At 67.8% G+C, this 24,824-nt stretch carries 24 protein-coding genes and 1 tRNA gene; 12 read left to right on the top strand and 13 right to left on the bottom strand.

Annotated elements, in window-relative coordinates; translation table 11 throughout:
• Positions 1 to 2 precede the first annotated feature (2 nt).
• Both WDM86_11355 and WDM86_11350 read right to left on the bottom strand, forming a co-directional pair.
• Positions 3 to 1,937 carry an asparagine synthase-related protein gene (locus WDM86_11355; protein ID MEI9990625.1) on the bottom strand — a complete coding sequence of 645 codons (1,935 nt, stop codon included), beginning with the start codon at positions 1,935 to 1,937 and terminating at the stop codon, positions 3 to 5.
• A gap of 1 nt (position 1,938) precedes the next feature.
• Complete coding sequence (locus WDM86_11350; protein ID MEI9990624.1) at positions 1,939 to 2,772, bottom strand: hypothetical protein; 834 nt, start codon at positions 2,770 to 2,772, stop codon at positions 1,939 to 1,941.
• Between the two features lie 101 nt (positions 2,773 to 2,873).
• Here WDM86_11350 and WDM86_11345 point away from each other — a divergent pair, with 101 nt between their 5' ends.
• Positions 2,874 to 3,155, top strand: a complete 282-nt coding sequence (locus tag WDM86_11345; GenBank protein ID MEI9990623.1) for a PqqD family protein — start codon at positions 2,874 to 2,876, stop codon at positions 3,153 to 3,155.
• 21 nt (positions 3,156 to 3,176) lie between these two features.
• Here the strand turns inward: WDM86_11345 and WDM86_11340 are convergent, their stop codons facing one another.
• Entirely contained in the window at positions 3,177 to 4,100 is a 924-nt protein-coding gene (locus WDM86_11340) for a TauD/TfdA family dioxygenase (protein ID MEI9990622.1), read from the bottom strand.
• A gap of 191 nt (positions 4,101 to 4,291) precedes the next feature.
• Here WDM86_11340 and WDM86_11335 point away from each other — a divergent pair, with 191 nt between their 5' ends.
• Both WDM86_11335 and WDM86_11330 read left to right on the top strand, forming a co-directional pair.
• Entirely contained in the window at positions 4,292 to 5,242 is a 951-nt protein-coding gene (locus WDM86_11335) for a class I SAM-dependent methyltransferase (GenBank protein ID MEI9990621.1), read from the top strand.
• Entirely contained in the window at positions 5,239 to 5,430 is a 192-nt protein-coding gene (locus tag WDM86_11330; GenBank protein ID MEI9990620.1) for a hypothetical protein, read from the top strand. Before WDM86_11335 ends, WDM86_11330 begins: the two co-directional genes overlap by 4 nt.
• 81 nt (positions 5,431 to 5,511) lie before the next feature.
• Here WDM86_11330 and WDM86_11325 read toward each other — a convergent pair.
• The 3 genes from WDM86_11325 to WDM86_11315 form a co-directional block, all read right to left on the bottom strand.
• Positions 5,512 to 5,588 (bottom strand) — tRNA-Arg (locus tag WDM86_11325).
• Between the two features lie 49 nt (positions 5,589 to 5,637).
• Positions 5,638 to 6,030, bottom strand: coding sequence for a diacylglycerol kinase family protein (locus WDM86_11320; GenBank protein ID MEI9990619.1), 393 nt, complete (start codon positions 6,028 to 6,030; stop codon positions 5,638 to 5,640).
• On the bottom strand, positions 6,030 to 7,121 hold the full coding sequence (locus tag WDM86_11315; GenBank protein MEI9990618.1) for a M14 family metallopeptidase: 1,092 nt from the start codon (positions 7,119 to 7,121) through the stop codon (positions 6,030 to 6,032). Before WDM86_11315 ends, WDM86_11320 begins: the two co-directional genes overlap by 1 nt.
• Positions 7,122 to 7,156: 35 nt before the next feature.
• Between WDM86_11315 and WDM86_11310 the strand changes: the two genes are divergently transcribed.
• Positions 7,157 to 7,933, top strand: a complete 777-nt coding sequence (locus WDM86_11310) for a M15 family metallopeptidase (GenBank protein ID MEI9990617.1) — start codon at positions 7,157 to 7,159, stop codon at positions 7,931 to 7,933.
• Positions 7,934 to 7,962: 29 nt separating this feature from the next.
• On the opposite strand, the gene WDM86_11305 is transcribed toward WDM86_11310, so the two are convergent.
• Positions 7,963 to 10,197, bottom strand: a complete 2,235-nt coding sequence (locus tag WDM86_11305; GenBank protein ID MEI9990616.1) for an adenylate/guanylate cyclase domain-containing protein — start codon at positions 10,195 to 10,197, stop codon at positions 7,963 to 7,965.
• A 305-nt stretch (positions 10,198 to 10,502) separates the two neighbouring features.
• Between WDM86_11305 and WDM86_11300 the strand changes: the two genes are divergently transcribed.
• From WDM86_11300 to WDM86_11290, 3 genes are all read left to right on the top strand, one after another.
• Positions 10,503 to 11,615, top strand: a complete 1,113-nt coding sequence (locus WDM86_11300; protein MEI9990615.1) for a ferritin-like domain-containing protein — start codon at positions 10,503 to 10,505, stop codon at positions 11,613 to 11,615.
• 291 nt (positions 11,616 to 11,906) lie between these two features.
• Positions 11,907 to 12,911, top strand: a complete 1,005-nt coding sequence (locus WDM86_11295) for an alcohol dehydrogenase catalytic domain-containing protein (protein ID MEI9990614.1) — start codon at positions 11,907 to 11,909, stop codon at positions 12,909 to 12,911.
• A 53-nt stretch (positions 12,912 to 12,964) separates the two neighbouring features.
• Positions 12,965 to 13,852 carry a methylated-DNA--[protein]-cysteine S-methyltransferase gene (locus WDM86_11290; protein ID MEI9990613.1) on the top strand — a complete coding sequence of 296 codons (888 nt, stop codon included), beginning with the start codon at positions 12,965 to 12,967 and terminating at the stop codon, positions 13,850 to 13,852.
• Here the strand turns inward: WDM86_11290 and dapB are convergent.
• The 3 genes from dapB to WDM86_11275 all read right to left on the bottom strand — a co-directional run bounded on the left by dapB (position 13,819) and on the right by WDM86_11275 (position 17,317).
• Positions 13,819 to 14,625, bottom strand: a complete 807-nt coding sequence (dapB, locus tag WDM86_11285; GenBank protein MEI9990612.1) for a 4-hydroxy-tetrahydrodipicolinate reductase — start codon at positions 14,623 to 14,625, stop codon at positions 13,819 to 13,821. The genes WDM86_11290 and dapB overlap by 34 nt on opposite strands.
• 21 nt (positions 14,626 to 14,646) lie before the next feature.
• The gene (locus WDM86_11280; GenBank protein ID MEI9990611.1) at positions 14,647 to 15,708 is read right to left on the bottom strand and encodes a hypothetical protein; all 1,062 of its coding nucleotides are present in this window, start codon (positions 15,706 to 15,708) and stop codon (positions 14,647 to 14,649) included.
• Positions 15,709 to 15,769: 61 nt separating this feature from the next.
• Positions 15,770 to 17,317 carry an acetolactate synthase large subunit gene (locus tag WDM86_11275; GenBank protein MEI9990610.1) on the bottom strand — a complete coding sequence of 516 codons (1,548 nt, stop codon included), beginning with the start codon at positions 17,315 to 17,317 and terminating at the stop codon, positions 15,770 to 15,772.
• A gap of 134 nt (positions 17,318 to 17,451) precedes the next feature.
• Between WDM86_11275 and WDM86_11270 the strand changes: the two genes are divergently transcribed.
• The 3 genes from WDM86_11270 to WDM86_11260 all read left to right on the top strand — a co-directional run bounded on the left by WDM86_11270 (position 17,452) and on the right by WDM86_11260 (position 19,853).
• Entirely contained in the window at positions 17,452 to 18,171 is a 720-nt protein-coding gene (locus tag WDM86_11270; protein ID MEI9990609.1) for a DUF1028 domain-containing protein, read from the top strand.
• 13 nt (positions 18,172 to 18,184) lie between these two features.
• Complete coding sequence (locus WDM86_11265) at positions 18,185 to 19,267, top strand: alpha/beta fold hydrolase (GenBank protein ID MEI9990608.1); 1,083 nt, start codon at positions 18,185 to 18,187, stop codon at positions 19,265 to 19,267.
• 172 nt (positions 19,268 to 19,439) lie between these two features.
• Positions 19,440 to 19,853, top strand: a complete 414-nt coding sequence (locus WDM86_11260; protein ID MEI9990607.1) for a polymer-forming cytoskeletal protein — start codon at positions 19,440 to 19,442, stop codon at positions 19,851 to 19,853.
• A gap of 7 nt (positions 19,854 to 19,860) precedes the next feature.
• Here WDM86_11260 and WDM86_11255 read toward each other — a convergent pair whose 3' ends face one another.
• From WDM86_11255 to WDM86_11245, 3 genes are all read right to left on the bottom strand, one after another.
• Positions 19,861 to 21,261 carry a PAS domain-containing protein gene (locus WDM86_11255; protein ID MEI9990606.1) on the bottom strand — a complete coding sequence of 467 codons (1,401 nt, stop codon included), beginning with the start codon at positions 21,259 to 21,261 and terminating at the stop codon, positions 19,861 to 19,863.
• A gap of 22 nt (positions 21,262 to 21,283) precedes the next feature.
• Positions 21,284 to 21,649, bottom strand: a complete 366-nt coding sequence (locus tag WDM86_11250) for a response regulator (protein MEI9990605.1) — start codon at positions 21,647 to 21,649, stop codon at positions 21,284 to 21,286.
• Positions 21,650 to 21,757: 108 nt separating this feature from the next.
• Positions 21,758 to 22,003 carry a hypothetical protein gene (locus tag WDM86_11245; GenBank protein MEI9990604.1) on the bottom strand — a complete coding sequence of 82 codons (246 nt, stop codon included), beginning with the start codon at positions 22,001 to 22,003 and terminating at the stop codon, positions 21,758 to 21,760.
• A 154-nt stretch (positions 22,004 to 22,157) separates the two neighbouring features.
• On the opposite strand from WDM86_11245, the gene WDM86_11240 reads away from it, so the two are divergent.
• A complete protein-coding gene (locus WDM86_11240) occupies positions 22,158 to 23,456 on the top strand; it encodes an alpha/beta fold hydrolase (GenBank protein MEI9990603.1) in 1,299 nt (432 codons plus the stop codon).
• A 111-nt stretch (positions 23,457 to 23,567) separates the two neighbouring features.
• The gene (locus tag WDM86_11235) at positions 23,568 to 24,818 is read left to right on the top strand and encodes an acetyl-CoA C-acyltransferase (GenBank protein MEI9990602.1); all 1,251 of its coding nucleotides are present in this window, start codon (positions 23,568 to 23,570) and stop codon (positions 24,816 to 24,818) included.
• Positions 24,819 to 24,824 lie beyond the last annotated feature (6 nt).

Raw genomic sequence — 24,824 nt, 5'->3', positions numbered from 1 at the left:
CTTCAGGCGTTGCTCCCGCCGGCCCGTCTCAGGAAATGGCCCGTCGAAAGCGCCCGCAGCAGCGCCGTGCGGTAGGTCAGCACGCGATCGTCGGTCTCCCATCCGCCCTCGGGCCAATTTTCCGCCAGGGCGCTCAGGCGCGGCAGGTCGAGCGCTTCGGCGGCGGAGCCGCACGCTTCCAGCCGCGCGATTTCCTCGCGGACCCCGGCGCGCCCGGCGGTCAGCCCCTCATGCCAGTCGACTGCCTGATAGCCCTTGCCCCGCATGGCGACCACTTCGGGCGGCAGGCGGTCGGCGAAGGCCCGCCGCGCCAACGCCTTGGTCTCGCCGTTCACCAGAACCTGATCCTCCGGAACCGACAGGCAGAATTCGATCAGACGCCGGTCCGCGGTCGGGTCGCGCTGATCGAGACCCCAGCCGCCGAGCGTTCCTTTGTTGTAATTTCCAAGGTCCACCCGGCGCATCACCCAGAGCCGGGTCTCGAAACCGTCCTTGCGCGGGCGATAGGCGAGATCGACCGCGTTCGCGCGCGCCCGGCCCGCGATGTCGAGCTGCGCCAATCGTGCCGGCCGGATCGCCGAATAGGCACTGATCCCGACCTTCCTGTTCTCGAACACGCGATTGGCCCAGACCCAAAGCAGCAGCGGGGTATAGGGGCCGAACGTGGCGTTCAGCATGCCGCGCCAGCGCAGATGGCCCTTGCGCACGACACCGACGCCTTCGCGCAGCCATTTGAGCCATCGGCCGCCGCGGATCAATTGCGGCAGCAGCGTTTCGCCGCCATAGCTGATGCTCATATTTCCCATCTGACCCGTCAGCAGCACCGTGAGCTTGCGCGCGCGCGCGGCGTCGTTGATGGCATCGACCCAGATCGCATTGCACAGATTGAGCACGGGCCGCTCATATATGTGGAAATTGCGATCGAGATTGTCGAGCGGCGTGCGATCCCCGGTGCGGATCGGCACATGCTCCATGTTCGGGTACAGCGCCGCGGTCTTCGCCGCGATCGGGCCTTCGTCGCCCAAGCGGCCGCGCGGCGACGGACCGTCATAGCCTTCGCGCGGAACCGAGGTGAAGGCGACCACCTTGCCGCCGGCCGGCGCCAGCAATCGCGCCGCGGTCGCCGCCACCGCCGAACTGTCGAAGCCGGAGCTCAGATGCGCGCCCACCGTGCCGTCCGCGCCTCGCAATTGCGCGCGCACGGCCTGATCCAGGTGATGCCGCAGCGCTTCGGCATAGTCCTCGGCGCGCGCCAGCTTCAGCGTCCGGCGCTGCGGCTCCCAGTGCCGGCGCGCGGCGATCCCGTTCGGCGTGACCACGGCCAGATGTCCGGCTTCCACGCGCTCCACATCCTTGAAGAAGCTCTTGGAGCCGTATTCCGGAAGCAGCGCGAGAAACTCGGCGGCGCGCTCCTCGTCAGGGGCGCGCGGAACATCGGCCAGTGTGTGCAGGCCCTTCGGCATGGAGGCGAGGGCGAAGAAATCCCGTCCGCGGTGATAATGCAGCGGCCGCATGCCGAGCGGATCGCGCGCCAGGACCAGGCGACGCTCGCCCGCGTCCCACAGCGCAAAGGCATAATCGCCCACCAGCCGGTCGACACAGCCCTCGCCCCAGCGCTCCCACGCCGCCATGAGGATCACGCTGTCCGCCCGCCGGGCGGCGTCCGGTATCCGCAGCGCGCCGATCAGGTCGTCGCGGTTGTCGAGCCTGAGATCGGCGATGAGCGTAAAGCGTCCGCCGCCGCCGGCGAGCGGCTGGGCGTCGTGGATGTCTTCCGGCAGGGTGCGGAAAAGCCTTCGGCCGAGCGCCAGCGATCCGTCGTCCCATTGGGACACGTCATGCGGCCCATAGATCGATTGCGCGGCCAGCATCCGCGCGCAGTCGCGGGCCGCGCCGGGCCTGCCGTCGAAATTCCAAATCCCGGCGAGCGCGGACATTTCAGACCATAGCGCTTTCGACGGCATCGGCCAGCACCGTCACCGGACGGATGCGGGCGCCGCCTAGACCCTGAAAGCGGCACGCGCCGGCGACATTCGCCACGATACGCACATAGTCCGCGATGCGGCCGAGCGGCCGGATCTGCGCCTGGCGATAGGTGTGGCGGGTGAGAAGCGCCATTTTCTCCTTGTTGGCCGCGAAAAACACGTCGTCCGCGCCATCGATCAGCAGCTCGAATACGGCGGCGAGCCTGGCGGGCTCATCGCGCGCGGGCACGCGCAAATAGTGCTTGTCCAACCCGGCGCACACTTGTTCCAACCGGGCCACCTCGATCCCCTTGGCCTCGCAGGCATCGCGCCACAGCTTGATGCTGTCGCGGCTCGGCCAGGCGAGCGGGCCCGCTGCGGTCCAGGTGACGCGGGTGGTGTCGTCGGCGACCAGCGTCCATCCCCGACGGCTGAGCTCGGCGGCCAGGGTCGACTTGCCCGCGCCCGACGGTCCGCAGATCGCGCAGGCCGCGTCGCCGCCCGGCGGAACGAGCGTGGCGGCATGCAGGGGCAGCTCGCCGCGCTGATGGATCAGCGCGCCGCGGGCGGAGCCGTGCAGCACCAGCGAAACCGCGCCGGGATCGGCACCGGGGTCCGCCGCCAGGTCGATGGTCAAGCCGCCACGCACCAGGAAGCGCCCGATGCCGGGAGACACCAGCAACAGCGCGCCGGCCCTGGCCTGGGCCTGGGGTCCGGCGGGCTCGGCGCCGTCAAGCGTGGCCGACAGCGCGTTGACGACCCGGATCACCGCGTCCGGGATGCCGGGAACCGGTCCTGAAAAACCCATGCCGATTGAATAAACGACAAGGCAGCACCAGGGAAGGCTGCAACCGTTCGTTGTCGTTCGAAAATAGCCGGCATATCATAAAGGCAACGGAGCCGTCCGACATGGCCAGTACTCTCGTCTATGCACGATCCCGCGACGTCATCGCCGCCGAAATACAGGGTGAGGTCTTGCTTTTTGATACGGTTACCTGGGCCTATCTCGAATTCGATCCCGTGGGGACCGCGATCTGGGCGCTGCTGGACGTGCCGCGCAGCCTGCCGTCGCTGGTCGAGGCTCTGCAGAAAGCCTTCGTGGTCGACGCGCTCCAGTGCGGCGCCGACACCCAGTCCTTCCTCGACGACATGATCGCGCAGGGCGTGATCACCGTCACCGACGCGCCATAGCCGCGCCAAGGCGAAATTGCGCTAGCGCGGAACTTCGCCGGCGACCGTGGTGCGATAGAGCTCGCGGCGATAGCCGTCGTAATCGTTGAAGGCCTGGTGGATGCAGATCCGGTTGTCCCACAGCGCGAAGGTCTTCGGCTCCCAGCGCAGCCGGCAGGTGAAGGCGGGCTGCGTCATGTGCGCGGCCAGGAAGCGCAGCAGCGCCTCCGCCTCGGGCTCGGTCAGGCCTTCGATCCCGACCGCGTAGGAGCCGTCGCAAAAGAGCGATTTCTCGCCGCTGACCGGATGGGTGCGCACCAGCGGGTGCATCGCGCCCTGGACCTTGCGCACGACATCGTCGGGCAGCGCGCCGGTGCCGCGCGTCGCGGCGAGCCGGCCGACCGGCGAAGCGTCGACCTTGCCGTAGGTCTGCGCCGATTCGAGCACGCGCGCCATCGACATGTGCACCCGCAGCGGCGCCAGCATCCGCTGCATCGTCCCGCTCAGCATCGCATAGGCGAGCACGGCATTGGCCCAGATCGTGTCGCCGCCAAAGGGCGGAATGTCGACGCCGTAGAGCATGCTGATCGCCGGCGGCTTCTCCAGGAACGGCGAATCGGTGTGCCAGCCCGAGCCGAACACCATGCCGGTCCGCGTGTCGGCTTCCTTGATCAGCGGCTGGACGTTCGCATGGCCCGCGATGCCCTTGGTATAGGCGTCTTCCGCGAAGGGCCCGAAACGCAGGCTGAACGCCTCCTGGTCGGCATGGCGCATGTCCTGGTCGCGGAAATAGATCATCTTGTGGCGGAACAGCGCGTCGCGAATCTCGGCGAATTGCGCGTCGGAGAGTTTGCCGATCCGCACGCCGCGAATCTCGGCCCCCATCGCCGCCGCCAGCGGCCGCGCCTCGATATGGTCGTAGCGCCTGGCGCGGTTGTCGAACTTGCCGGTGGGATGGACGATCATGGCCTGGCCTGTGCGGACGCGCCGGCCAGCATATCAGCGCAAGGGACCGTCCAGAACCGCGAAGTGGCGGCCGCGCGACCTTGATGCCGGCTTTATGCCGGGCGGGGCCAATCCGGCTCGAAGCCTTATGAGGCCGGGCCCATCTTCGAAGGCGAACGGCCCGGTCCTGCGATCGGGACGGCGGCTTCAAGATGGAGAAGAAATTGGGTGCCAGCGCCAGACGTCGTATCGCGATCATCCCTTCGCAACCGCACGGCGGTCGCGCCATCGCGGCGGCCTACAACCAGGCCGGCGACAACTACCTTGCCTATGCCGACGGCGATGCCAGGAAGCTCTACGCCTTCGCCGGCCAATACGCCTATGGCGATGGCCGAATCTGGGAGGTCCTCTTTTCCAAGCTCTGCGCCCTGCGCGCCACCGGCAAGCGTTCGCTGCGCGTCCTGGACCTGGGATGCGGCCCGGGCACCTGGCTGCGCCGCATGGTGACGCGGGCACGCGCGATCGGCTTCGATGACATCGTGGCGCGCGGCTTCGACATCGCCGATGCCCAGGTGCGACGGGCGCGGGAGCTGTCGGCCGATCTGGCCGGCCTTCCGGGCGTCGCGCTGAATTTCGAGGTCGGCGATATCCTGCGGCCGCTTCCCGAGGTCGACGGCAGCGTCGATATCGTCCTGTGCCTGTGCGGCGTTCTCAATCACCTGCCGGCCGCGCAATTGCCCGCCATCATGGCCGAGATCGGCCGCGTGACGTCGGGCGTCTTCATCAGTTCAGTGCGCGCCGCCGGCAGCACGCCGACGCTCTATGTCGACGCGATGGAGCACGCCCGCCGGTTCCGGCAGGACAACGATGCCGACCGGCTGGACGCCGAGCTCGATGACGGCCGCCGCATCACGCTGCCGTCGCATCTGTTCGGTTCGTCGGAACTGGCCGGCCTGGTGTCGCCGCACCTCAAGATCGAGGATCTGGCGGGGCTGGATCTTTTCCACGGACGCTTCGCGGACGATCCACGCTGGAACGCGCCGGCCCGCGCCGAGGACGGCTTCGTCCGCGAACTCGACCGCCTGGAGAAAAGCTATTGCCGGGACGCGCGGTTCATCGACCACGCGACGCATCTGCTCCTGATCGCGCGGCGGCCGTCATGAGCGAGGGCGGCGAGACGGTGTTTCAAATATTCCGCAACCGGATCGGGCGGTGGTGCGCCCGCCGGGCCGACGGAATGGTCTGCGGCACCTTTTTCCAGCGCGAGGCCGCGCTCCGCTTCGCCCGGCGCGAATGCCGCGGCGGCGGGGCGCTCCGGCTGACCTTCTCCGGCCCTTATGACGGCGAATAGCCATCGATACGCGATGGACAACAAGGCGGGCGGGCAAAGCAGGGTTGGCGTGGCGGCTGCTTTGCCCGCCCGCCAAAAAAATGGCGCACCCGACAGGATTCGAACCTGTGACCTTCGCCTTCGGAGGGCGACACTCTATCCAGCTGAGCTACGGGTGCCTGCGCCGGCCTCTATAGCTCAGGCGGCCCGCCCGCCGCAAACGCGGCCTCAGCGGACCAGATAAGGCAGGAAGATCATCAGCCCCAGAACGACCGCCCCGATGGCCGTGATCAGGACCGCGCCGGCCGCGATGTCCTTGGAGACCTTCACCGAGGCGTGGAAATCCGGCGAGACCACGTCGCACAGATGCTCGAAGGCGGTGTTCATGCCCTCCGACACCCAGACCAGCACGATGGCGACCAGGAGCCAGCGCCAGTCATCGGCATCGATCTTCAGGACGGTTCCCGCAACGACCACGGCCAGCGTCGCGGCCAGGTGAAGCCAGGCATTGTGCTGGGTGCGCAGCATGACGACGATGCCGGCCAGCGCGTGGCGCACGCTCTTCAGCCTTCCGGCCACGGTGAAATTCGGATTGGCCTCGATCCCGTCCGGCGCGGCCATCAGCCGAGCGCCTGGAGCGCTGCGGCGACCGCCTCGCCGGCATGGCCCCACACCCTGCGCTTCCACTCCGCCGTGTCGGGATAGAAGGCGTCGCGCAATTCCTGGCGGATCGCCGGCGCATCCTTGTGCCGGAAGCGGCCCGGCGCGAAGCAGTGCAGCCAATTGTCCTTGCGCAGCGCGTTGAACACCGCGCGGGTGTCGCGCGTGCCGACCTCCAGCGCCGCGAAGGTCAGCTCCACCGCCTTCAGCCATTTCGCCACCGCCTTGTCGATCGTGCCGGAGAGCGGCGCGGAGACCGATTCGCCCGCCTCGCTGGAGGCGACGCGCTTGCCCCACATCGCCGTGGCGCGCCTGTAGGCCGGGCTGCCGGGCAGATCCTCGGTGATCATCTCGCCGGCGCCGAATTCGCCGAGGCCGGTGTGGAAATCGATCACGGTCAGTTTCTTCACATGCGCCAGCGTCTCGACGAACACGTCCTTCAGCATCTTGATCGACCAGCTCTCCTTCGCGCCGCCGTAATAGACGCCGTCGGGATATTTGTACTGGCCCTTGGAGATCGCCTCCTGCAGCGCGAAGACGCCGTGGCTCTTGAGAAATTCGACGAGCCTGGCGTTGGCGGTCTTCATCGCCGCGTCGGAGATGTCGCGCGGGGAGATCGCGGCGGCGAGCTCGTCATAGGGCTCGTTGGCCGGCGGATGGGCGAAGTCGACGCAGTTGCGGTTGATGTCGGCATTGTCCTCGTTGACGCGGCGGTCCCAGGAAAAGCCGTAGGGGTTGAGCGCGTGGAGGAGAACGATCTTGGTGTCCGCCGGCGCGCGGCGCGCCAGCCCCTCGCGCATCAGCCCGGTCTGCACGCCGGAACCGAAATAGCCCTCCACGCCATGCGTGGCGGAAATCAGCAGCAGCGCCTTGGTCGCCTCGCGCGGCCCGATCATGGCGGTGTCGAGGAACAATGGCTTGCCGTCGCGGCCCTCGACGCCGGGATGGACGCGGCTGACGACGTCGATGCCGGCCTGCTCGCAGGCGTGGACGAAAGCGTGGCGGCCCTGGCGGTAATCGGCGGGAAAATGTTCGGACGGGTCGGTGGTCATGGCTATAGTCTAACGTCAGTTCCGGGATTTTTCGAATGTCGGTCTTCGGGCGCCTGGAGGAATTTCGTACGCGCCCGATCGGCGCGCTGTCGGAAGCGCGGGCGCGCAAGGAAGGCTTTCGCGCCCAGCCGATCGCGCGGTCCAACGTGCATTTCTCGGAAGGGCTAGCGGATGTCCGCGATTTCGGCATCGCCGGGGAGAACTACTACCATTCGACCCGCAACCCGCCCTATTGGCGCCGGATCGACGGCGCCATCCCCGACCTTCTGGTCCGCCGCGCGGTGGGCGAGAAGCTGGCGCGGATCGACGCGCGGCTGGGCGATGCGGGGCTCGAACTCTTCCTGTTCGATGCCTGGCGGCCGAGAGCGGTGCAGGCTTATTTCCACGATGTGTGGATGCCGGCGGAGATCCGGCGGCGCGATCCGTCGCTTGCCGGCGCGGCGCTGACGCGGGAAGTCGAGCGCTATTGGGCGGCGCCGAGCGGCGACGCCGATTCGCCGGCGCCGCATGCGACGGGGGCGGCGGTCGATCTCACGATCCGCTGGAAGGACGGCGAGGCGCTGTGGATGGGTTCGATCTTCGACGATGCGACGGCGCTGGCCCATCGCGACCGGTTCGAAAACCTGCGCGCCGATGCAATGTCCTTCTCCGACGAGGAGGCCCGCGCCAACCGGCGCCTGTTGCACTGGGTCATGGCGGAAGAGGATTTCGCCGGCCATCCCGACGAATGGTGGCATTTCTCCTGGGGCGATCAAATGTGGGCGAAGCTGAGCGGCGCGGATGCGGCGCATTATGGCGAGGCGACGTTCTAACTAATCACCCCCCCTTGCGGGGAGGTGAGTCACTTGAGAATCGGCCGGAACGCGCCGTCCCAGGCTTCGCCGGGCGGGTTGTCCTGGAAATAGGCGATGCGCGCCAGATGCAGGTCGTAGAGCTTCTGGCTGGCGCCGGAAAGCTTCCGGCACTGCTCGATCAGCTCGCGCGCCTTGTCCCATTGCTGGGTGCGCAGCGATTGGAAGATGTGCTCGTGGAAGGTCAGCAAGGCGCGGAATTTCGGACTGGCGCGCATCACGGGACTGCCGAGCATGGCGTAGAGCTTCATCGGCGCGTCATGCGCGCCGGCCGCGATGTAGTCGACTTCCAGGAAGGCGAAACCGCGCTCGGCCGCCTTGCGCGTGACCTCGGCGACGATCACGGCGGGGCCGTACCCCGCCGACAATTCCTGGATGCGCTCGGCCTCGACCGCGCAATCGCCGGTGATCGAATAGGCGGTGCGGCCATGCGCCGAGAAGCCGCCGGCGATCGCCTGGCTGGTCGAGAGGCCGATGCCGATCTCCACTGGCGCGAAGGCGACGCCGTCGTTCCGCCGCTCATGGGTGATGACCTCGTTGCTCTTGGCGATGGCTTCCATCATCGCGTTCGCCGCCTCGCAGGCGTGGATCGCGTGCTCCGGATCGTCGAGCGGCGCGTTCCAGAAGGCGGAGAATCCATCGGCGGTCAGCCGGTCGATGGTGCCGCCGCGCGCCAGGGCGACGTCCATCAGCGGCACCAGCACGCGCTGCATCAGCCGGGTAAAGGCGGCCGGATCGTCCTTGAAGGAATCGGCCAGGCCGCCGAATTCGCGCACGCCGCAGTGCAGATAGGTGACGGTGCGGCTGGTGCCTTCGAGCCTCAGCAGTTCGGGGCGGCGCGCGATCTGCTCGATCACCGCGGGCGGCAGCGACTCGGCGAAGGCGCTGCGGACGCGGGCCCGCGCGCTCGCCACGCCGGCGCCGCGCACGATGGTCGCCGTCGCATAGGTAAGCGCCAACGCGATGCCGGGCCCCAGGGCATCGAACAAAGTGCGATCCGCCGAATAGAGCCGCCACGATATGAAGAAGGCGCCCAGGATGCTGGCGGCCGTGAAGAGTCCCGACCAGACGAGCCCGAAGCGCGCGAACAGGATGATCGCCGCCAGGCCGAAGATGGCAAGGCAGACCAGCTCCGCCTCGATGGCCGAGGCCGGCCGGCGCAGCGGCGTGCCGGTCAGGATGTTCTCCAGGCCCTCGGCATAGATCGCGGCGGTGCCGCGCAGGCCGCTGGGCGTCGCGAAACTGTCCCCCGGCGGAGCGAGAACGACGATGGCGTGCGCCAGCCGGCCGGGGGCGAGCGTGCCGCCATCCAGCGCCGCGGCGGAGACGTTGCGCGCCTGGTTCTCGCCGGCATAGGCGATCCAGATCGATCCGTCGGCCGCCGTCGCCACTTCGCCATTGGGCGTCTCGACCGCCGCGACGCCGGGCTGCGAGCCGAACAGACCGATGTCGCCGTCGTCGCCGCGGAACGACAGGTACTTCTTGTTCTGGACGACGCGCAGGATTTCCGCCGTCAGCGCCGGTACCGCCACGCCGTTCAGGCGGAACACCAGCGGCAGCCGCCGCATCGTGCCGTCGGCATCGGCCTCCAGGTTCAGCGCACCGTCGCCCTGGCTCGCATGCTCGATCTCCTGGACCGCGCCGGACGCCGCCGGAAAATTCGGCGCGTGGCCGAACGGGTTCTTGGCGCCGATGAACCGCAGCGTCGCGTTGAACTTGGGCGCGCGGGCGCCGGCCTCGTCCTGCAGCATGAGGCCGGTCACGGTCGGCAGCGTCGTCATCGCCTGGGCCAGCGCGGCGTCGGGCGAGGGCATCTGCGCCAGCGCGGCGCGCAACGCGTCGCTCTGCGTTCCCGCCGGCACCAGCGAGACCAGGTTCTTCGGCGAGGCCGGATCGGGCGTGTCCAGCGGAAAGCCGAGAACCGCCAGGACGGCGCCTTGCGCCTTCAATTCGCCGACCAGCTTGGCGAGCACGCCGTGCGGCCAGGGCCATTTGCCGAAGCGCCTCAGACTGGGGCCGTCGGCATCGAGGATGCGCACCGCGAAGCCGGTGCGCGGCAACGTATCCTGATAGAGCCGCGGCTGGGCCCGCTGATAGGAATCGAACAGCACGCCGCGCAGCCGCGAGGCCACCGCGCCGGCGTCGCTGCCGAGCAGGAACAGCGTGGCGGCAAGCACGAGGCCGGGAAGCGCCCAGATGGCGAGCGGTCTGCCCTGAAAATTCATGCCGGACCTTGGTATGGCGAAGAACGAATCCTAACACGTGTCATCGCGGAAGATTCGCGGCACCGCAACCGACGGCGCCGCGATCGCTTAACCGGCGCGGCGCGCGATCCGCCACCCTGGGCGCATCGCCGGCCCGGCCGCCGCCTGATTTCGACCCGGACCGCCATATAAGTCGTTGTTATCGTGTTGTTTATAATATCCGTTCAATTTCTTGACGGCGCCGTCATTTTTTCTTGCGCTGGAAGCGCAGCGGCGTATCCTTCCATCAAGGGCAATAACCCAGACGGAATGAGGGAGTGCGGCACATGGACAACATCACCAAGGACCCCGCCTATAACGCGGTCGATCCGAACGATTTTCCGGCGATGCTGGACACCAAGCGCTATGGCGAGCGCTCCGGCGCGTTCGACAAGATCATCAGCGCCACCCACGACCATTTCTGGGATCCGCTCGACAAGAAGTACATCGACTTCTCGGCGCCCTTCGACCTGGAGAACGACTATCTCGTCAATCCGCAGCTCAATGGCGATCTGAAGACCGCGATCGGCGACAAGCTGGACGAGAAGCAGAAGATCAAGCTCGCCAATCTCGACACGCTGTGGTCGCTGTCCTCGATCCTGCATGGCGAGCAGGGCGCGCTGTCGCTGTCCGCCTCGCTCTGCCACATCCTGCGCGATCCCGGCGCCCAGGAATACGCCGCCAACCAGACGCGTGAGGAAGCGCGCCATGTCACCGCGTTCTCCAAATACATCCAGACCCGTTGGGGCGCGCCGTGCCAGGTGGGACCGGCGCTGGGCAACCTGCTCAACGACATGGTGTCCTCGCCGCTGGTGTGGAAGAAAATCGTCGGCATGCAGATGCTGGTCGAAGGCCTCGCCATGGGCGCCTTCGCCACGTTCTTCAAGGAAGCGCGCGATCCGCTCATGCGCCACCTGATGCAGATGGTCATGACCGACGAGGCGTTCCATCACAAATTCGGCAAGATCTGGGCCGACCGCACCATCCCGCATCTGTCGAAGTCCGAGCACGAGCTGATCGAGGACTGGGCGGCGCAGGTGTTCCAGGTGCTGCTCTACAATCTGGGCTCGCCGGACCAGAAGGCGTGGATCTATCGCGAGGTCGGCCTCGACCCCGTGTGGTGTCAGCAGGCCTTCATGGAAGCGATCACCGACGCGGCGATCCGCGAGGAGATGGCCGACGCCACCAACATCTTCCGCGTGCTGATCAAGACGCTGCTGAAGGCCGGCATCATCACCGAGCGCACCAAGCCGGTCTATGCCGCCTATATCGACATGGCCGAGCTCTATGCCGAAGGCGACCGCATGGTCGGCGACGCCATCGCCGAGGAAGGCATCAAATACCTGATCCAGCTCAACGGCGGCACCAAGCTCGGCGCCTCGCTGCTCGCGGCGGAATAAGCGTCGCACAGCGAAACGCGATCGTTCGATAAGGGAAAAGGGCGGCTTCGGGCCGCCCTTTTTCTTGCGCGGCGGATTTGATTTGGGTTGAATCAAAAACGGGGATGTCATGGCCCGCGAATGCGGACCACCCAGTTGAAATCAAATTGGGCTCGATGTGAGCGACGTGCTGTCCGGCTCGGATTTGAAGGACTTGGACTGAGATCACCTGGGTGGCCCGCATTCGCGGGCCATGACATTTGAGGTTGATGGGTGAAGCAACCCAAGACGACAACCCTTGAAAGGCCCATCATGAAAGCCGCCGTCTTCCATGCCCTGCATCAGCCGCTTGCGGTCGAGAACGTCGCCGATCCCAAGCCCGCCGCCGACGAGGTGCTGATCCGGGTCGGGCGCTGCGGCATCTGCGGCAGCGATCTGCACATGACCGAGGAACCCGCCTTCGGCATCGCCGCCGGCACGGTGCTCGGCCATGAATTCGCCGGCGAGATCCTCGAGACCGGCAAGGACGTCGAAGGCCTGCGCAAAGGCGATCGGGTCGCGGTGGCGCCGCTGCGCGGCTGCGGCCGCTGCCCCGCCTGCCTCGCGGGCGAGACGGCCTGGTGCCACAAATTCATGCTGCAAGGCGGCGGCTATGCCGAGTTGGCGGTCGCCAGCGCCGGACAGTGCCGCGTCCTGCCGGGCACGACCTCGCTGGCCGACGGCGCGCTGGTCGAGCCGCTGGCGGTGGCGCTGCACGGCGTGGCGCTGTCGGGGCTGACGGCGGGCGCCCGCGTGCTGGTGATGGGCGCGGGGCCGATCGGGCTCGGCGTCGCCTTCTGGGCGCGCCGGCTCGGCGCCGCCAAGGTCTCGGTGTGCGACCTCAACGACCTGCAAACCGATCTCGCCCACACCCTCGGCGCGACCTCCTTCGTGACGGTGAAGGACGACGCCAAGGCGAAGGTGACGGCGGCGCTGGGCGGCGCGCCCGACATCGTGTTCGAATGCGTCGGACGGCCCGGCGCCATCGCCCAGGCGCTGGACTATGTGCGGCCGCGCGGCATCATCGTGATGATGGGACTGTGCACGGCGCTGGACAGTTTCGTGCCCTTCGCGGCGGTGTCCAAGGAGGCGCGCATCCTGACCTCCGCCTTCTTCAACATGGGCGAGTACCAGGCGGCGCTGGACATGCTGGACGGCGGCCAGGCGCCGCCGCACGCCATGATCAGCGACACGGTGGCGCTCGCGGACATGCCCAAGGCCTTCGAGGGCCTGAAAAAGCGCACCACCCAGTGCAAGGTCATGGTGGAACCGCGCTGACGGCGCGCAAGAAACGGGTCGCAATCGGCCGGCGCCGGGGCCATCTTCCGCCCATGAGCAACGTGATCTCCTTCGACGAGAACGACGCGAATTGGCGCCGCATGGGCCGCGCCATCCGCTTCCTCGCCGCCAACTATCTCGACCACCCGTCGCTGGAGGACGCCGCCGGCGCGGTCGGCCTGTCGCCGTTCCATTTCCAGCGCCTGTTCACCCGCTATGTCGGGGTCAGCCCGAAGAATTTCGTCGGCCATCTGACGCTCGATCACGCCAGGGCCAATCTGGTCGACGGCAAGAGCCTGCTCGACACCGCGCTCGACGCGGGACTCTCCGGTCCGTCGCGGCTGCACGATCTCTGCCTGAAGATCGAGGCGATGACGCCGGGCGAATATGCCAAGGGCGGCGACGGCTTGGTCATCGATTACGGCTTTCATCCGTGCCCCTTCGGGGTCGCGCTCGTGATGGCGACGGCAAAGGGCCTCTGCGGCCTCGCCTTCGGCGACGAGGGCGAGGAGGCGAAGATGCTCGCCGACATGCAGGCGCGCTGGCCGCGCGCCGCCTATGCGAAAGCGCCCGAGCGCACGGCGAAATATGCGGCGGAGATTTTCGGCGCGAACAAGAGAGGCGATCTGCGCCTGCACCTGCTGGGCACGCCGTGGCAGATCAAGGTGTGGGCGGCGCTGCTGGCGATCCCCGAGGGCCGGATGTCGAGCTACGGCGCCATCGCGGCGCATGTCGGAAAGAGCACCGCGTCGCGCGCGGTCGGCGCCGCGGTCGGGCGCAATCCGATCTCCTGGATCATCCCATGCCACCGGGTGCTCGGCAGCACCGGGGCGCTGACCGGCTATCATTGGGGCGTCGAGCGCAAGCGCGCGATGCTCGCGGTCGAGGCGGCGCGCCAAGCTAAGCGTCAGTCGGCGGCGAGCACGTCCGCCATCGCATAGAGGCCGGGCTTCCTGCCCTGGCCCCACCGGGCCGCCGCCACGGCGCCCGACGCGAACATGGCGCGATCCTCGGCGATGTGGCCGAGCACGATCCGCTCGTTCGGGCCGGCCAGGATCACCTGGTGCTCGCCGATCACCGTGCCGCCGCGCAGGCTGGCGAAGCCGATGACGTCGTCCTTGCGCGCCCCGGTCTGGCCGTCGCGGCCGCGATCCGAATTCTCCGCCAGCGAAATCCCCCGCGCCTGCGCCGCCGCTTCGCCGAGCATCAGCGCCGTGCCGCTCGGCGCGTCGACCTTGCGGCGGTGGTGCATCTCCACGATCTCGATGTCATAGGCCGGAAGTGCCCTCGCGGCCTCGGCGACCAGCTTGGCGAGAAGGTTGACGCCGAGACTCATATTGCCCGACTTGACGATCACCGCATGGCGCGAAGCAGCGCGGATCTTCGCGTCGTCCTGCGCCGAGCATCCCGTCGTGCCGATCACATGGACGATGCGCGCCTGCGCCGACAGCGCCGCCAGTTCAACCGAGACGCGCGGGATCGTGAAATCGATCAGCGCCTGCGCCTTGGCCAGGAGCGGCAGCGGATCGTCGGTCAAGGGAATGCCCAGCGGCCTGAGCCCCGCCTGGGTCCCGGCATCCTGGCCGAGATCGGGATGGCCTTGCGCCTCCAGCGCACCGGTCACGGTCATGCCGGGCGCTTCGGAAACGGCGCGCAGAATCTGATGGCCCATGCGGCCACCAGCCCCGGCAACGACGACAGCAATATCGCTCATGGCTTCCCCCAATCGTCCGATCTAGCCCGCGATATGGCCGAGATGCTCCACCAGATAGGCCGCGACGGCCTGGCCGAACCACGGCACCGTCAGGATCAGCGCCGATGCGACGACGCGCACCGCCGTGGTCTGGTCGAACGGCCATTCCGGGGCGTCGGAAATGCGCTTTTCGTACGCCAGCAGCCCATGCAGCTTGGCGGAGGCGAAGGCGTCTTCGTGCAAGGCATCGCGCAGGTCGTCGATCCGGCACCGGATGCGTTCGAGTTCGGCCCGTTTGGCGGCCACGATCTGGCGGTGAATGCGGCTCACGATGCTCACGAACATGCCCAGGCCCATCGCGGCGCAGGCGGCGGTCAGGAGGATCGTCAGCCAGTTCAGGTCGCCGCCGACGAAGAACAGGCAGCCGACGGCGGAGATCACGAACCAGATCAGCGCGGTGCGCGCCGCCGAGCGGCCGAGCACGGAAAGCTGGTCGATGCGCAGCAGGTCGATCTTCAGTTCGGCGTTGAGCGTGCGGGCATAGCCGCGATTGCCGGCGCGGGTCTGTTCGACGCCCCGGGTGAACATCACGATCATGAAGGTCGTCACGACGGCGAACCACGCCATCGGCAGGGTCGCGACGAAATGGCCGTCGCGGACTTCGCTGAGCCGGATGAGGCTGCTCACGACCAGGCCGATCGCGACGCCGATCAGCGTGGCGCGCCCGAGGCGCGCCTCGCGCGGCGCCACCGAGGTGACGTCCAGCGCGCTCGCCATGCCGCCGGTCAGGATCCTGGCGTAGTCGGCGGTGTCGCCGGCCTCCGCCAGCCGGGCAAAACGCTGCGCCCCGAGCGCGGTGGCGCAGAGCAGCGACAGCACGAAGGCCGGCCAGGCGGCGCCGGAAAACGCGATCCGCTCGCCCACGCGATGGATCGCGGCGACGCCCTGCGCCGAGGCGGCGAGCAGGAAGCTCGCGAACAGGCCGACGAAGACGACGAGCGTCGTGCCGAACGTGCCCAAGGGCGAGCGCACGAACAGGAGCTGCTCGAACGGCAGGGCCGGCGCGGCGGGCGCCTTGGAGAGGACGGCGGGAGCATCGCTCATGGCGCTAGGATTGCGCCGGGGGTGCGGGGTTGTCGAGACCACCCGCCGGGAGGGACGGCCGCTAACCGAGGATGGCTTCGATCAGCCTGGGCCCCTTGCCGCGCATCGCGGATTCGAACTGGCTTTCGAAATCGCGGATGTTCGTGGCGCGCGAGGCCTCGACGCCCATGCCGCTGGCGAGCTTGGTCCAGTCGAGCTCCGGATTGTGCAGGTCCAGCATGGAAAGCGCCTTGGGCCCCGGATTGCCGGCGCCGACGCGGGCCAGCTCGATGTTCAGGATCGCATAGGACCGGTTGGCGAAGATCACCGTCGTGACGTCGAGTTTTTCTCTCGCTTGCGTCCACAGGGCCTGGAGCGTGTACATCGCCCCGCCATCGCCATGGATGCAGACGACCTTGGAGCCCGGCGCCCCGACCGCCGCGCCGGTCGCGACGGGAAGGCCCTGGCCGATGGAGCCGCCGGTCAAGCTGAGAATGTCGTGCGGCGCGGCCGTGGCGGTGGCGAGCGCGGTGCCGGCGCCGGAGGTGGCGCCTTCGTCGGAGATGATCGCGCCCTCGGGCAGATGGCGGGCGATGACCTGGCCGATGGTGAATTGGTCGAATTTGTCGGCGATGCTGTCGGGCCGCTTGAGCGGCGCGACATGGGCCGGCGCGGCCGGCGCGCCCAGGGCTTCGGCGAGGGCTTCGAGCGCCTGGGTGCCGTCTTCATTGGCATGGGCGAGATAGTGGATGACGCAGCCTTCGGCCAAGCCCCAGCTCGGCTTGCCGGGATAGGCGAAGAAGGAGACCGGCGGCTTGGCGCCGACCAGGACGAGCTGCTCGGTATCGGCGAAGAACTCGACGATCTGCTCGGCGAAATAGGGAATGCGCGCCAGCGCGACGCGGCCGGCGCCGCGCTGCAGCCGCGCGGTGAAGGTGTCGCAGGCCAGGCGCGCGCCGCTCCCGGCGGCGATGCGGCCGGCGGCGGCGAGGCCGCGCGCCTTCAGGGCGTGACCACGGATCAGGATCGTCGTGCGCTTGCCGTTCTTCAGCGCGGCGACCGCGCGATAGATCGCTTCGTCCGACACCGCGGACGGCAGCGGACGTGGCAGCGCGGGCGCTTCGCCTTCGGCTTCGTTCCAGGCGGTGTCGGCGGGCAGGATGAGCGTCGCGATCTGGCCGGGCGGCGACAGCGCCGCCTGCACCGCGCGGGCGCCGTCGGCCGCGACGGTCAGCGCGCTCGGCGAGGATTGGACCCAGGCCGAGACAGGCCGCGCGAAGCCGATGATGTCGGAGGCGAGCGGCGCGTCATATTGCGCGTGATAGGTCGCGTGGTCGCCGACGATGTTCACGATGGGCGTCGCGGCGCGGCGGGCGTTGTGCAGGTTGGCGAGGCCGTTGGCCAGGCCCGGACCCAGATGCAGCAGGGTGCTGGCCGGCTTCTCCGCTACGCGGCCATAGCCGTCGGCCATGCCGGTGACGGTGCCTTCGAACAGGCCGAGCACGGCGCGGATGCCGTCCACCCGGTCGAGCGCGGCGACGAAATGCATCTCCGAGGTGCCGGGATTGGCGAAGCAGACCTCGACGCCCGACGCCACCAGCGTGCGCACCAGGCTTTCGGCGCCGTTCATCCGTTCCTCCCGCTTCTTTCCGGTCTTCTTAGCACCGATTTCCGGCCGGGCGCGCCCCAATGGGATGACGCTGTAAAATTGCTCCGCCGCGCTTCGGCGACTAGGCTCTGGCCGTTCGTTGCGGGGTATTTTCCATGACCTGGTCCATCGTCGCCTTCGATGCGAAGACCGGCGCGTTCGGCGCCGCCGTCGCGACCAGGGCGTTCGCCAGCGGCTCCTTCGTGCCGTTCGTGCGCGCCGGCATCGGGGCGGTCGGCACCCAGTCGCTCACCAACCGCTATCTGGCGCCCGTCGTCCTGGACGGGCTGGCGCGCGGGCTGTCGCCCAAGCTCGCCATCGAAGCCGCCGTCGCGGGTGACGAAGGCCGCGAGGTCCGGCAGATTCACGCCGTCGATGCCCAGGGCCGCTTCGCGGGGTGGACCGGCCGGCATTGCGTCGAATGGGCGGGCCATCTGGGCGAGCCCTTCGTCAGCATCGCCGGCAACATGCTGAGCAACGACAAGGTGGCGCGGGCGACGCTGGACGGCTTCAAGGCCGATCCGTCCGCGCCCCTGCCCGAGCGGATGCTGGCCGCGCTCGAGACCGGCGAGGCGGCAGGCGGCGACCGGCGCGGGCGGCAATCGGCGGCCATGGTGATGGTGACGACGGAGGACTTCCCCGATCTCAGCATCCGGGTCGACGACGCCGCCGAGCCCTTGCCGGAACTGCGCCGGCTGCTCGGCGTGTGGCGGCGCGAGCGCGCGCCCTATCTGGGCAATTCGCCGTCCAAGGCCAATCCGGCCGGCGTGCACGATCTCGACACTGTCGAGGCGAACTGGGCGAAGCAGGGATTGAACCTGCGCTTCCGCCGTTGAAGGAGCATCACCGATGTCGCGTCTGATGGCCGGTCTCGCGCTGGCGCTTCTCCTGGCCGTCCCCGCCCGCGCGGCGGATGCGCCGCCGAGCCTTGCGCCCCGCGAAGGCGATTTCATCGCGCATGATTTCGCCTTCGCCTCCGGCGAGACGCTGAAGGATCTGCGCCTGCACTACCGGACGCTCGGCACGCCGAAGCGCGACGCCAAGGGGCGCGTGACCAATGCGGTCTTGATCCTGCACGGCACCGGCGGCGACGGAACCCAGTTCCTGCGGCCGCAATTCGCCAATATTCTGTTCGCGCCGGGCGGGCTGCTCGATCCGGCGAAATATTTCATCGTGCTGCGCGACGGCATCGGGCACGGCAAATCGTCCAAGCCGAGCGACGGATTGCACGCGCGGTTTCCGCATTACGACTACGACGACATGGTGAAGGCGGACTATCTGCTGCTGACCAAGGGCCTGCATGTGAACCATCTGCGCCTGGTGCTGGGCACCTCGATGGGCTGCATGCACAGTTTCGTGTGGGGCGAGGCCTATCCCGATTTCATGGACGCGCTGATGCCGCTCGCCTGCCTGCCGGTCGAGATCGCGGGACGCAACCGGCTGTGGCGCAAGATGATCATCGACGCGATCAGGAACGATCCGGCCTGGGAGGGCGGCGATTACAAGAGCCAGCCGCTGGCGGGATTGCGCACCGCGGCCGATTTCCTGGTCATTGCCGGCACCGCACCGCTGGTGGCGCAGAAGGCCTATCCGACGCGCGACGCGGCCGACGCCTATCTCGCCGATGTCATCGGCAAGGATCTCGCGAGCCTGGACGCCAACGATTTCCTCTATCAGGTCGATTCCTCGCGCGACTACAACCCCGAGGCGAAGCTGGGAACGATCAAGGCGCCGGTGATGTGGGTAAACTCGGCGGACGATTTCATCAATCCGCCGGAACTCGGCATCGCGGAGCGCGAGGTCAAGGACATCGCGCATGCCCATTTTGTGTTGATCCCCATCAGCGACCAGACGCATGGCCATGGCACGCACACCTGGGCGGCGCTGTGGAAGGATTATCTGGCGGAATTGCTGGCGTCTTCGGCGCATTGAAGCGCGGGCACCGGCCCGGCCGCCGCGCCGGGATTGCCGTTTAAACAGGCTGCAAAACGTAGTTTGGCGTCGGCGTGTGAAGCGACAGTGACGCAGGATGCCGGAATCCCCATGCGCGGCCGCTCCAACTTCATTAGTCTCGGGTGGAAGGCGCGAGCTTGGGCACATGGCTATGAAGCAACCGAATCCAGCGGTGGGGACGCCGTCGCTCATCGGCGCGGATCTCATCGTGCAAGGCACGATGACGTCCGAAGGCGACATCCAGATCGACGGCCGCGTCGAGGGCAATGTGCGCGGCCGCAAGATCGTGATCGGCGACAACGCCTCGGTCGAGGGCGAGATCGTCGCCGACGCGCTGACGATTCGCGGACGCGCCAGCGGCATCCTGCAATCGCGCACCACGGTTCTCAGCGCCGGCGCGCGCGTCGAGGGCGAGCTTTTTCACGACATCCTGACGGTCGAGCGCGGTGCGCATCTCGACGGATCGGTGCGGCACGCGCCGAGGCCCGCGGCGCGCGAAAGCGAAAAGCCCGAGACGACGGCCCCTTCGGTCGCCATCGGCCTGCTGGCGACCGCCGCGACCTGAGGCGCGGCTATGCCGCGATGGGTTCGGCGCCGCCGGAGGGGAGCAGAAGCAGCGGGAGGCTTATCTTGATCGCGGTTCCGGGCTGTCCCGGACCCGACACGGTGAGACGTCCGTGCAACTGGCGCACGAAGATGGCGACGTAGTCGGCGCCGCGCTTCTCCGGGAGTTTCGCCACCACCTTGTCCTTCATGCCGACGCCGTCATCGGCGACCGTCAGCTCGATCTCGTCGCCGATCCGTTCGACCGTCAGCAGGACCTGCCCCGATCCGCCGGGAAAGGCGTGCTTGATCGCGTTGGTCGCCAGCTCGTTGACCAGAAGCCCGAAGGGCACGGCGCGGTCCGGATCGATCTGCAGCGCCTCGGCCTTCACCTTTATCGCGATCCCCGAATCCGCGCCCAGGCTCGCGGCCATCGCCTTGGCGATCTCGGTCAGATAGGCGTCGATGGCGACGGTGCGGCCGCGGCTCGACTGGGAAATCAGGTCGTAGAGCTGGGCGATGGCGCCGATGCGCGCCTGCATCGCCATATAGCCCGGCAGGCACGGCGCCGCCGTCCATTTGGCCTCGTAGGAGATCAGGCCGACGACGATCTGCAGATTGTTCTTGATGCGGTGGGAGATTTCGTTGGTGAGCATCTGGGCGTCGCGCTCGCGCTGCTTGCGGTCGGTGATGTCCTCGAACACCAGCAGCATGCGGTGCGCGTGGTTTCCCGGCTGCGAGATCTTGCGGGCGTTGAGGTTGAAGACGCGCAGGCCGAGGCCGGGGAAATCGTCCTCGATCTCGAAATTCTCGATCGGCTTGTTCTCCGGAAGCACCTTGTCCATCAGATGGCGCAGCGCCGGCACGTCCCATTGATGCTGGCCGAGCTCGGAAATGCGCCTGCCATGCGCCTCGGCCTGGGTGATGCCGAACATGGTCAGGAACGCCTTGCTCGCCGTCACGATCGTCATGTCGGTTTCGAGCACGACCAGGGGATCGCGGATCGTATCGACGATGCTTTGCGTCAATTGCCAGTTGCGGTTGCTTTCCTTGCGCGCCGCGCGCTCCTCACTGACATCCTCGATGGCGAGCAGGATGAAGCCGTCATGCTCGCCCGGTCGGTAGATCTTGCGCGCATTGACCAGCATGGTGCGCCGGCCGATGGTCGGGAAATCGTGCTCGACCTCGAACCCCTCGACCGAGGCGCGATGGGGGATCACGCTCTCCAGCAAGGTGCGCAGCGCGGGGATGTCCCATTGGCGGTTGCCGAGATCGTAGATGAGGCAGCCCTCGGTCTCTTCGGCGCTGGTGCGGAAGGTCTGGTAGAAGGCGCGGTTGGCCGAGGTAATGTTGAGGTTGCGGTCGAGCACGAGCAGCGCGCTCGGCACGGTCTCCACGATGTCGCTCGCGGCAATGTCGGATACGGGCATGGTCCCTCGTCGCTTCGCGGCGTCAGACCGCGAGCAGGTTCGCGAATGAGCCGTGGAGCTGCTGTTCGGTATAGGGCTTGCTCAGGCAGCCCATGCCGTCGACGAACAGCGCCTTCATCTTCTCGGTGACGAAATTGCCGGTGGTGTAGAGGACGCGCAGCGACGGCCGCAGCTTGACCGCCTCGCGCGCCAGATCGCAGCCGCCGAGGATCGCCGACCGCAGATAGATGTCGGTGAACAGCGCGTCGATGTGCCGGGCCGAGCGCAGGTAAAACAGCGCCTCGTCGATGTCGCCTGCCGACAGGGTCTGGTGGCCCCAGTCGCGGATCATCATCTCGGCGATTTCGCGCGTGAATACTTCGTCTTCGACGATGAGAACGACGGCCATGAACGCATCCAGGATGACAAAAAGCGCCGCAGCCACCGCGCGAACCGAAAACGCGCGCTTTGGATTAAGGTTCCAAGTGAAAGATTTCGCGACAACGCGAAGGTACCGTCATTCCTCGAATTGGGCCGAGAGGCGGCCCGCCTGGAAGAGAATCGTCGGCTGCTCGTCATAGTCGCCGGTCTCGGCGTCGCCCGTGGTCGAGAACGCGACGACACCGAGCTTGGAGGCCGCCATGCGTTCGGCCATGCGGCGCGCCGCATCGGCCGATTTGCAGGGCACGGCCTTCTCGGCCTTCAGCCCCGCCCCGCGGCCGGCGACGAAAGCTTGCACGATATAGGCGGTCTCGCGAGCCATCGAACAACCATAGACCAGTTCGGCCCGGCGGGACAGCGGCCACGCAAGACGCGGCGGGAACGTCCAATTGGTGCCGGGACGATCAAATCCGGCGGCGGACGATCATGGCAGAACCATCCTGTCGCGAGAACGCAGGCCACGACCGGAGAACCGCATGAGCGAGCACACCCATCAGACGGCGCCGACCAGGTTCGTCGAGACCAACGGCATCCGCTTCGCCTATCGCCGCTTCGGCAAGCCGGGCGGCGTGCCGCTGGTGTTCAACCAGCATTTCACGGGCACGATGGATTACTGGGATCCGGCGGTGACCGACGGCCTGGCGCGCAATCGCGAGGTGATCCTGTTCGACAATGCCGGCGTGTCGAGCAGTTCGGGCGCGGTGCCGGCCAGCTTTCCGGAGATGGGCAGGAACGCGATCGCCTTCATCGGGGCGCTCGGGCTCGCCGAAGTGGACGTGCTCGGCTTCTCCATCGGCGGCATGGTCGCCCAGGAGATCACCGCCCAGGCGCCCGACCTGGTGCGCCGGCTCATCCTGGTCGGCACCGGTCCGCGCGGCGCGGACATGTCGGCCAGCAAATCGGCGGAGATATTCGCCGGACGCTACGATCCGCCCGAGCATCTGTGGCTCGCGGTCCATTTCTCGCCCTCCGCCTCCGGCCGGGCGGCCGGTCTCGCCTTCCTGGAGCGCAAGCTGCGGCGGAAGGATCGCGATCCCGAAGTGAGCGAAGCGGCCGGCGCGGCGCAGCGCCAGGCGGTCGGCAAATACACCGCGCCGGGCGAAGGCGTCCTCGACTATCTGAAGAACATCCGCCAGCCGACGCTGATCGTGCAAGGCAGCGACGACGTGATCATCCCGACGAAGAATTCCTTCGTCCTGCAGCAGACCCTGCCGAACGCGCAGCTCGTGCTGTATCCGGATTCCAACCACGGATCGTTCTATCAATATCCCGAGCTTTTCGTGGCGCAAGCCGACCGGTTCCTCACCGCGCGGCTGCAGGACGATGCCCGGCTTTCGCCGGCCGAGCGGCTGCCGTTTCCCTCGTGCCTCGCGTCGGCTTCGGACGGGGCCGAAGCCAACAAGGCACTCGTGCTCGCGGCCTTCGACACGCTGTTCAACAAGCGCGACTACGCCGGCGCGGCGCGGTTCTGGTCGGACCGCTACATCCAGCACAGCGCCCATATCGCGCCGGGGCGCGACGGGCTGTTCGACCTCGTGCGCGGCCAGCCCGCCACGCTGCGCTACGAGAACCAGTTGATCGTGGCGGAGGGCGATTACGTCATCGCGCATGGCCGGTTCTCCGGCCATGGCCGGCCGGCGTCGTGGATCGCCGCCGACGTCGTGCGCATCGAAGACGGCAAGCTCGCCGAGCATTGGGACGTGCTGCAGGACGAAGCCACAAGAGCGGAGTCGGTCGGCGGCCTGCCGATGTTCTCCGACCGGTTCCCGTCCTGAGCCGCGGACCATGGCGGCCCGAACCGTCCATGACGGCGGGGGCTGACGGGGACGGGGCATTTGCGCGTAGGCTTCGGCCCGCTTGACGCTCGCGGAACCAAAGGAACGGCGATGACGGATATCTTCCTGGCCCCCGGCCTGCGTACCCCCTTCGTGAAGGCCGGCGGCGTTTTCGCCAAGCATTCCGCGCTCGCGCTGTCGTCCGCGGTGGCATCGGCCATGGCGGCGAAGGCGCGGCCGGACTTTTTGACCTGGGGCCAGGTCATCCCCGATCCCACCGTATCGAACATCGCGCGCGAACTGGTGTTCGAGGCGGGACTGGACCCGAGCATCCCGGCCTTCTCCACCGTGCTCGCCTGCTCGACCAGTTTCATGGCGGCGGTCGAGGCGGCCGGGATGATCGGACGCGGCGGCACGCATCTGGCGCTCATCGGCGGCGTGGAGACGATGAGCCATGTGCCCATCGCGCTCGCCATGGCGAAGGCCGATGCGATCCTGGCGACGTTCCGCAAGGACCCCGCGGGCGCGGCCGCGATGCTGGCGCATCTGACCGCCGGCGATTTCGACCTGCCGATCCACGGCTGGGTGAACAAGCAGAGCGGCCGCAGCCAGGGCGAACACACCGAAGACACGGTGAAATACTTTTCCATCGCGCGCGCCGACCAGGACGAGCGTGCGCTGAGAAGCCATCAGGGCGCCATCGACGGGATGGACAGCGGCTTCTTCGACGACCTGATCGTGCCGTTCGACGGGGTCGAACGCGATGCGATCCCGCGGCGCGACACTTCGGTCGAAGCGCTCGCCAGGCTGAAACCGGCCTTCGCGGCGGACGGCACGCTGACGGCCGGCAATTCCTCGCCCCTGACCGACGGCGCGGCGTCGCTGTGGGTCGGCGACCGCGACGGCATCGCGCGGCTCGGCGTCGCGCCGAGCGTCAAGCTGGTCGATTGGGAACTGGCGGCGATGGATTTCCGCCACGAGGCGGAAGGCATCCTGATGTCGCCGGCGCGGGCGATCCCGCGGCTGTTGGCGCGCCACGGCCTGGTCTTCGAGGATATCGGCTCCTGGAACATCCATGAGGCGTTCGCGGCGCAGGTGATCGCGAATATCCGCGCGGCGTCCGATGGCGACTATCGCCGGACCAGAGCGGGCGTCGATGCCGACCTCGGCGCGTTTCCCTGGCAGCGCGTCAATCCGCATGGCGGCTCGCTGGCGCTGGGCCATCCTTTCGCCGCGACCGGGGCGCGCATCCTGAGCCAGGCGGCCAAGGAGATGACGGCGATGCCGCCGGGCACGCGCGGCATCGTCTCGGTCTGCGCCGATGGCGGCCAGGGCACCGTCGCGCTGCTCGAACGCGTCTGACCGAAC

It is taken from the genome of Rhizomicrobium sp. (assembly GCA_037200045.1).
Classification (GTDB): Bacteria; Pseudomonadota; Alphaproteobacteria; order Micropepsales; family Micropepsaceae; genus Rhizomicrobium.
The sequence above is the reverse complement of the archived record's forward strand: the minus strand, read 5'-3'. Positions and strand labels throughout refer to the sequence as shown.

Bases quoted from the DNA above. Each gene is read 5' to 3' on its own strand.
- WDM86_11355 (MEI9990625.1), bottom strand. From the start codon at position 1,937: ATGTCCGCGCTCGCCGGGATTTGGAATTTCGACGGCAGGCCCGGCGCG.
- WDM86_11350 (MEI9990624.1), bottom strand. From the start codon at position 2,772: ATGGGTTTTTCAGGACCGGTTCCCGGCATCCCGGACGCGGTGATCCGG.
- WDM86_11345 (MEI9990623.1), top strand. From the start codon at position 2,874: ATGGCCAGTACTCTCGTCTATGCACGATCCCGCGACGTCATCGCCGCC.
- WDM86_11340 (MEI9990622.1), bottom strand. From the start codon at position 4,100: ATGATCGTCCATCCCACCGGCAAGTTCGACAACCGCGCCAGGCGCTAC.
- WDM86_11335 (MEI9990621.1), top strand. From the start codon at position 4,292: ATGGAGAAGAAATTGGGTGCCAGCGCCAGACGTCGTATCGCGATCATC.
- WDM86_11330 (MEI9990620.1), top strand. From the start codon at position 5,239: ATGAGCGAGGGCGGCGAGACGGTGTTTCAAATATTCCGCAACCGGATC.
- WDM86_11320 (MEI9990619.1), bottom strand. From the start codon at position 6,030: ATGGCCGCGCCGGACGGGATCGAGGCCAATCCGAATTTCACCGTGGCC.
- WDM86_11315 (MEI9990618.1), bottom strand. From the start codon at position 7,121: ATGACCACCGACCCGTCCGAACATTTTCCCGCCGATTACCGCCAGGGC.
- WDM86_11310 (MEI9990617.1), top strand. From the start codon at position 7,157: ATGTCGGTCTTCGGGCGCCTGGAGGAATTTCGTACGCGCCCGATCGGC.
- WDM86_11305 (MEI9990616.1), bottom strand. From the start codon at position 10,197: ATGAATTTTCAGGGCAGACCGCTCGCCATCTGGGCGCTTCCCGGCCTC.
- WDM86_11300 (MEI9990615.1), top strand. From the start codon at position 10,503: ATGGACAACATCACCAAGGACCCCGCCTATAACGCGGTCGATCCGAAC.
- WDM86_11295 (MEI9990614.1), top strand. From the start codon at position 11,907: ATGAAAGCCGCCGTCTTCCATGCCCTGCATCAGCCGCTTGCGGTCGAG.
- WDM86_11290 (MEI9990613.1), top strand. From the start codon at position 12,965: ATGAGCAACGTGATCTCCTTCGACGAGAACGACGCGAATTGGCGCCGC.
- dapB (MEI9990612.1), bottom strand. From the start codon at position 14,625: ATGAGCGATATTGCTGTCGTCGTTGCCGGGGCTGGTGGCCGCATGGGC.
- WDM86_11280 (MEI9990611.1), bottom strand. From the start codon at position 15,708: ATGAGCGATGCTCCCGCCGTCCTCTCCAAGGCGCCCGCCGCGCCGGCC.
- WDM86_11275 (MEI9990610.1), bottom strand. From the start codon at position 17,317: ATGAACGGCGCCGAAAGCCTGGTGCGCACGCTGGTGGCGTCGGGCGTC.
- WDM86_11270 (MEI9990609.1), top strand. From the start codon at position 17,452: ATGACCTGGTCCATCGTCGCCTTCGATGCGAAGACCGGCGCGTTCGGC.
- WDM86_11265 (MEI9990608.1), top strand. From the start codon at position 18,185: ATGTCGCGTCTGATGGCCGGTCTCGCGCTGGCGCTTCTCCTGGCCGTC.
- WDM86_11260 (MEI9990607.1), top strand. From the start codon at position 19,440: ATGAAGCAACCGAATCCAGCGGTGGGGACGCCGTCGCTCATCGGCGCG.
- WDM86_11255 (MEI9990606.1), bottom strand. From the start codon at position 21,261: ATGCCCGTATCCGACATTGCCGCGAGCGACATCGTGGAGACCGTGCCG.
- WDM86_11250 (MEI9990605.1), bottom strand. From the start codon at position 21,649: ATGGCCGTCGTTCTCATCGTCGAAGACGAAGTATTCACGCGCGAAATC.
- WDM86_11245 (MEI9990604.1), bottom strand. From the start codon at position 22,003: ATGGCTCGCGAGACCGCCTATATCGTGCAAGCTTTCGTCGCCGGCCGC.
- WDM86_11240 (MEI9990603.1), top strand. From the start codon at position 22,158: ATGAGCGAGCACACCCATCAGACGGCGCCGACCAGGTTCGTCGAGACC.
- WDM86_11235 (MEI9990602.1), top strand. From the start codon at position 23,568: ATGACGGATATCTTCCTGGCCCCCGGCCTGCGTACCCCCTTCGTGAAG.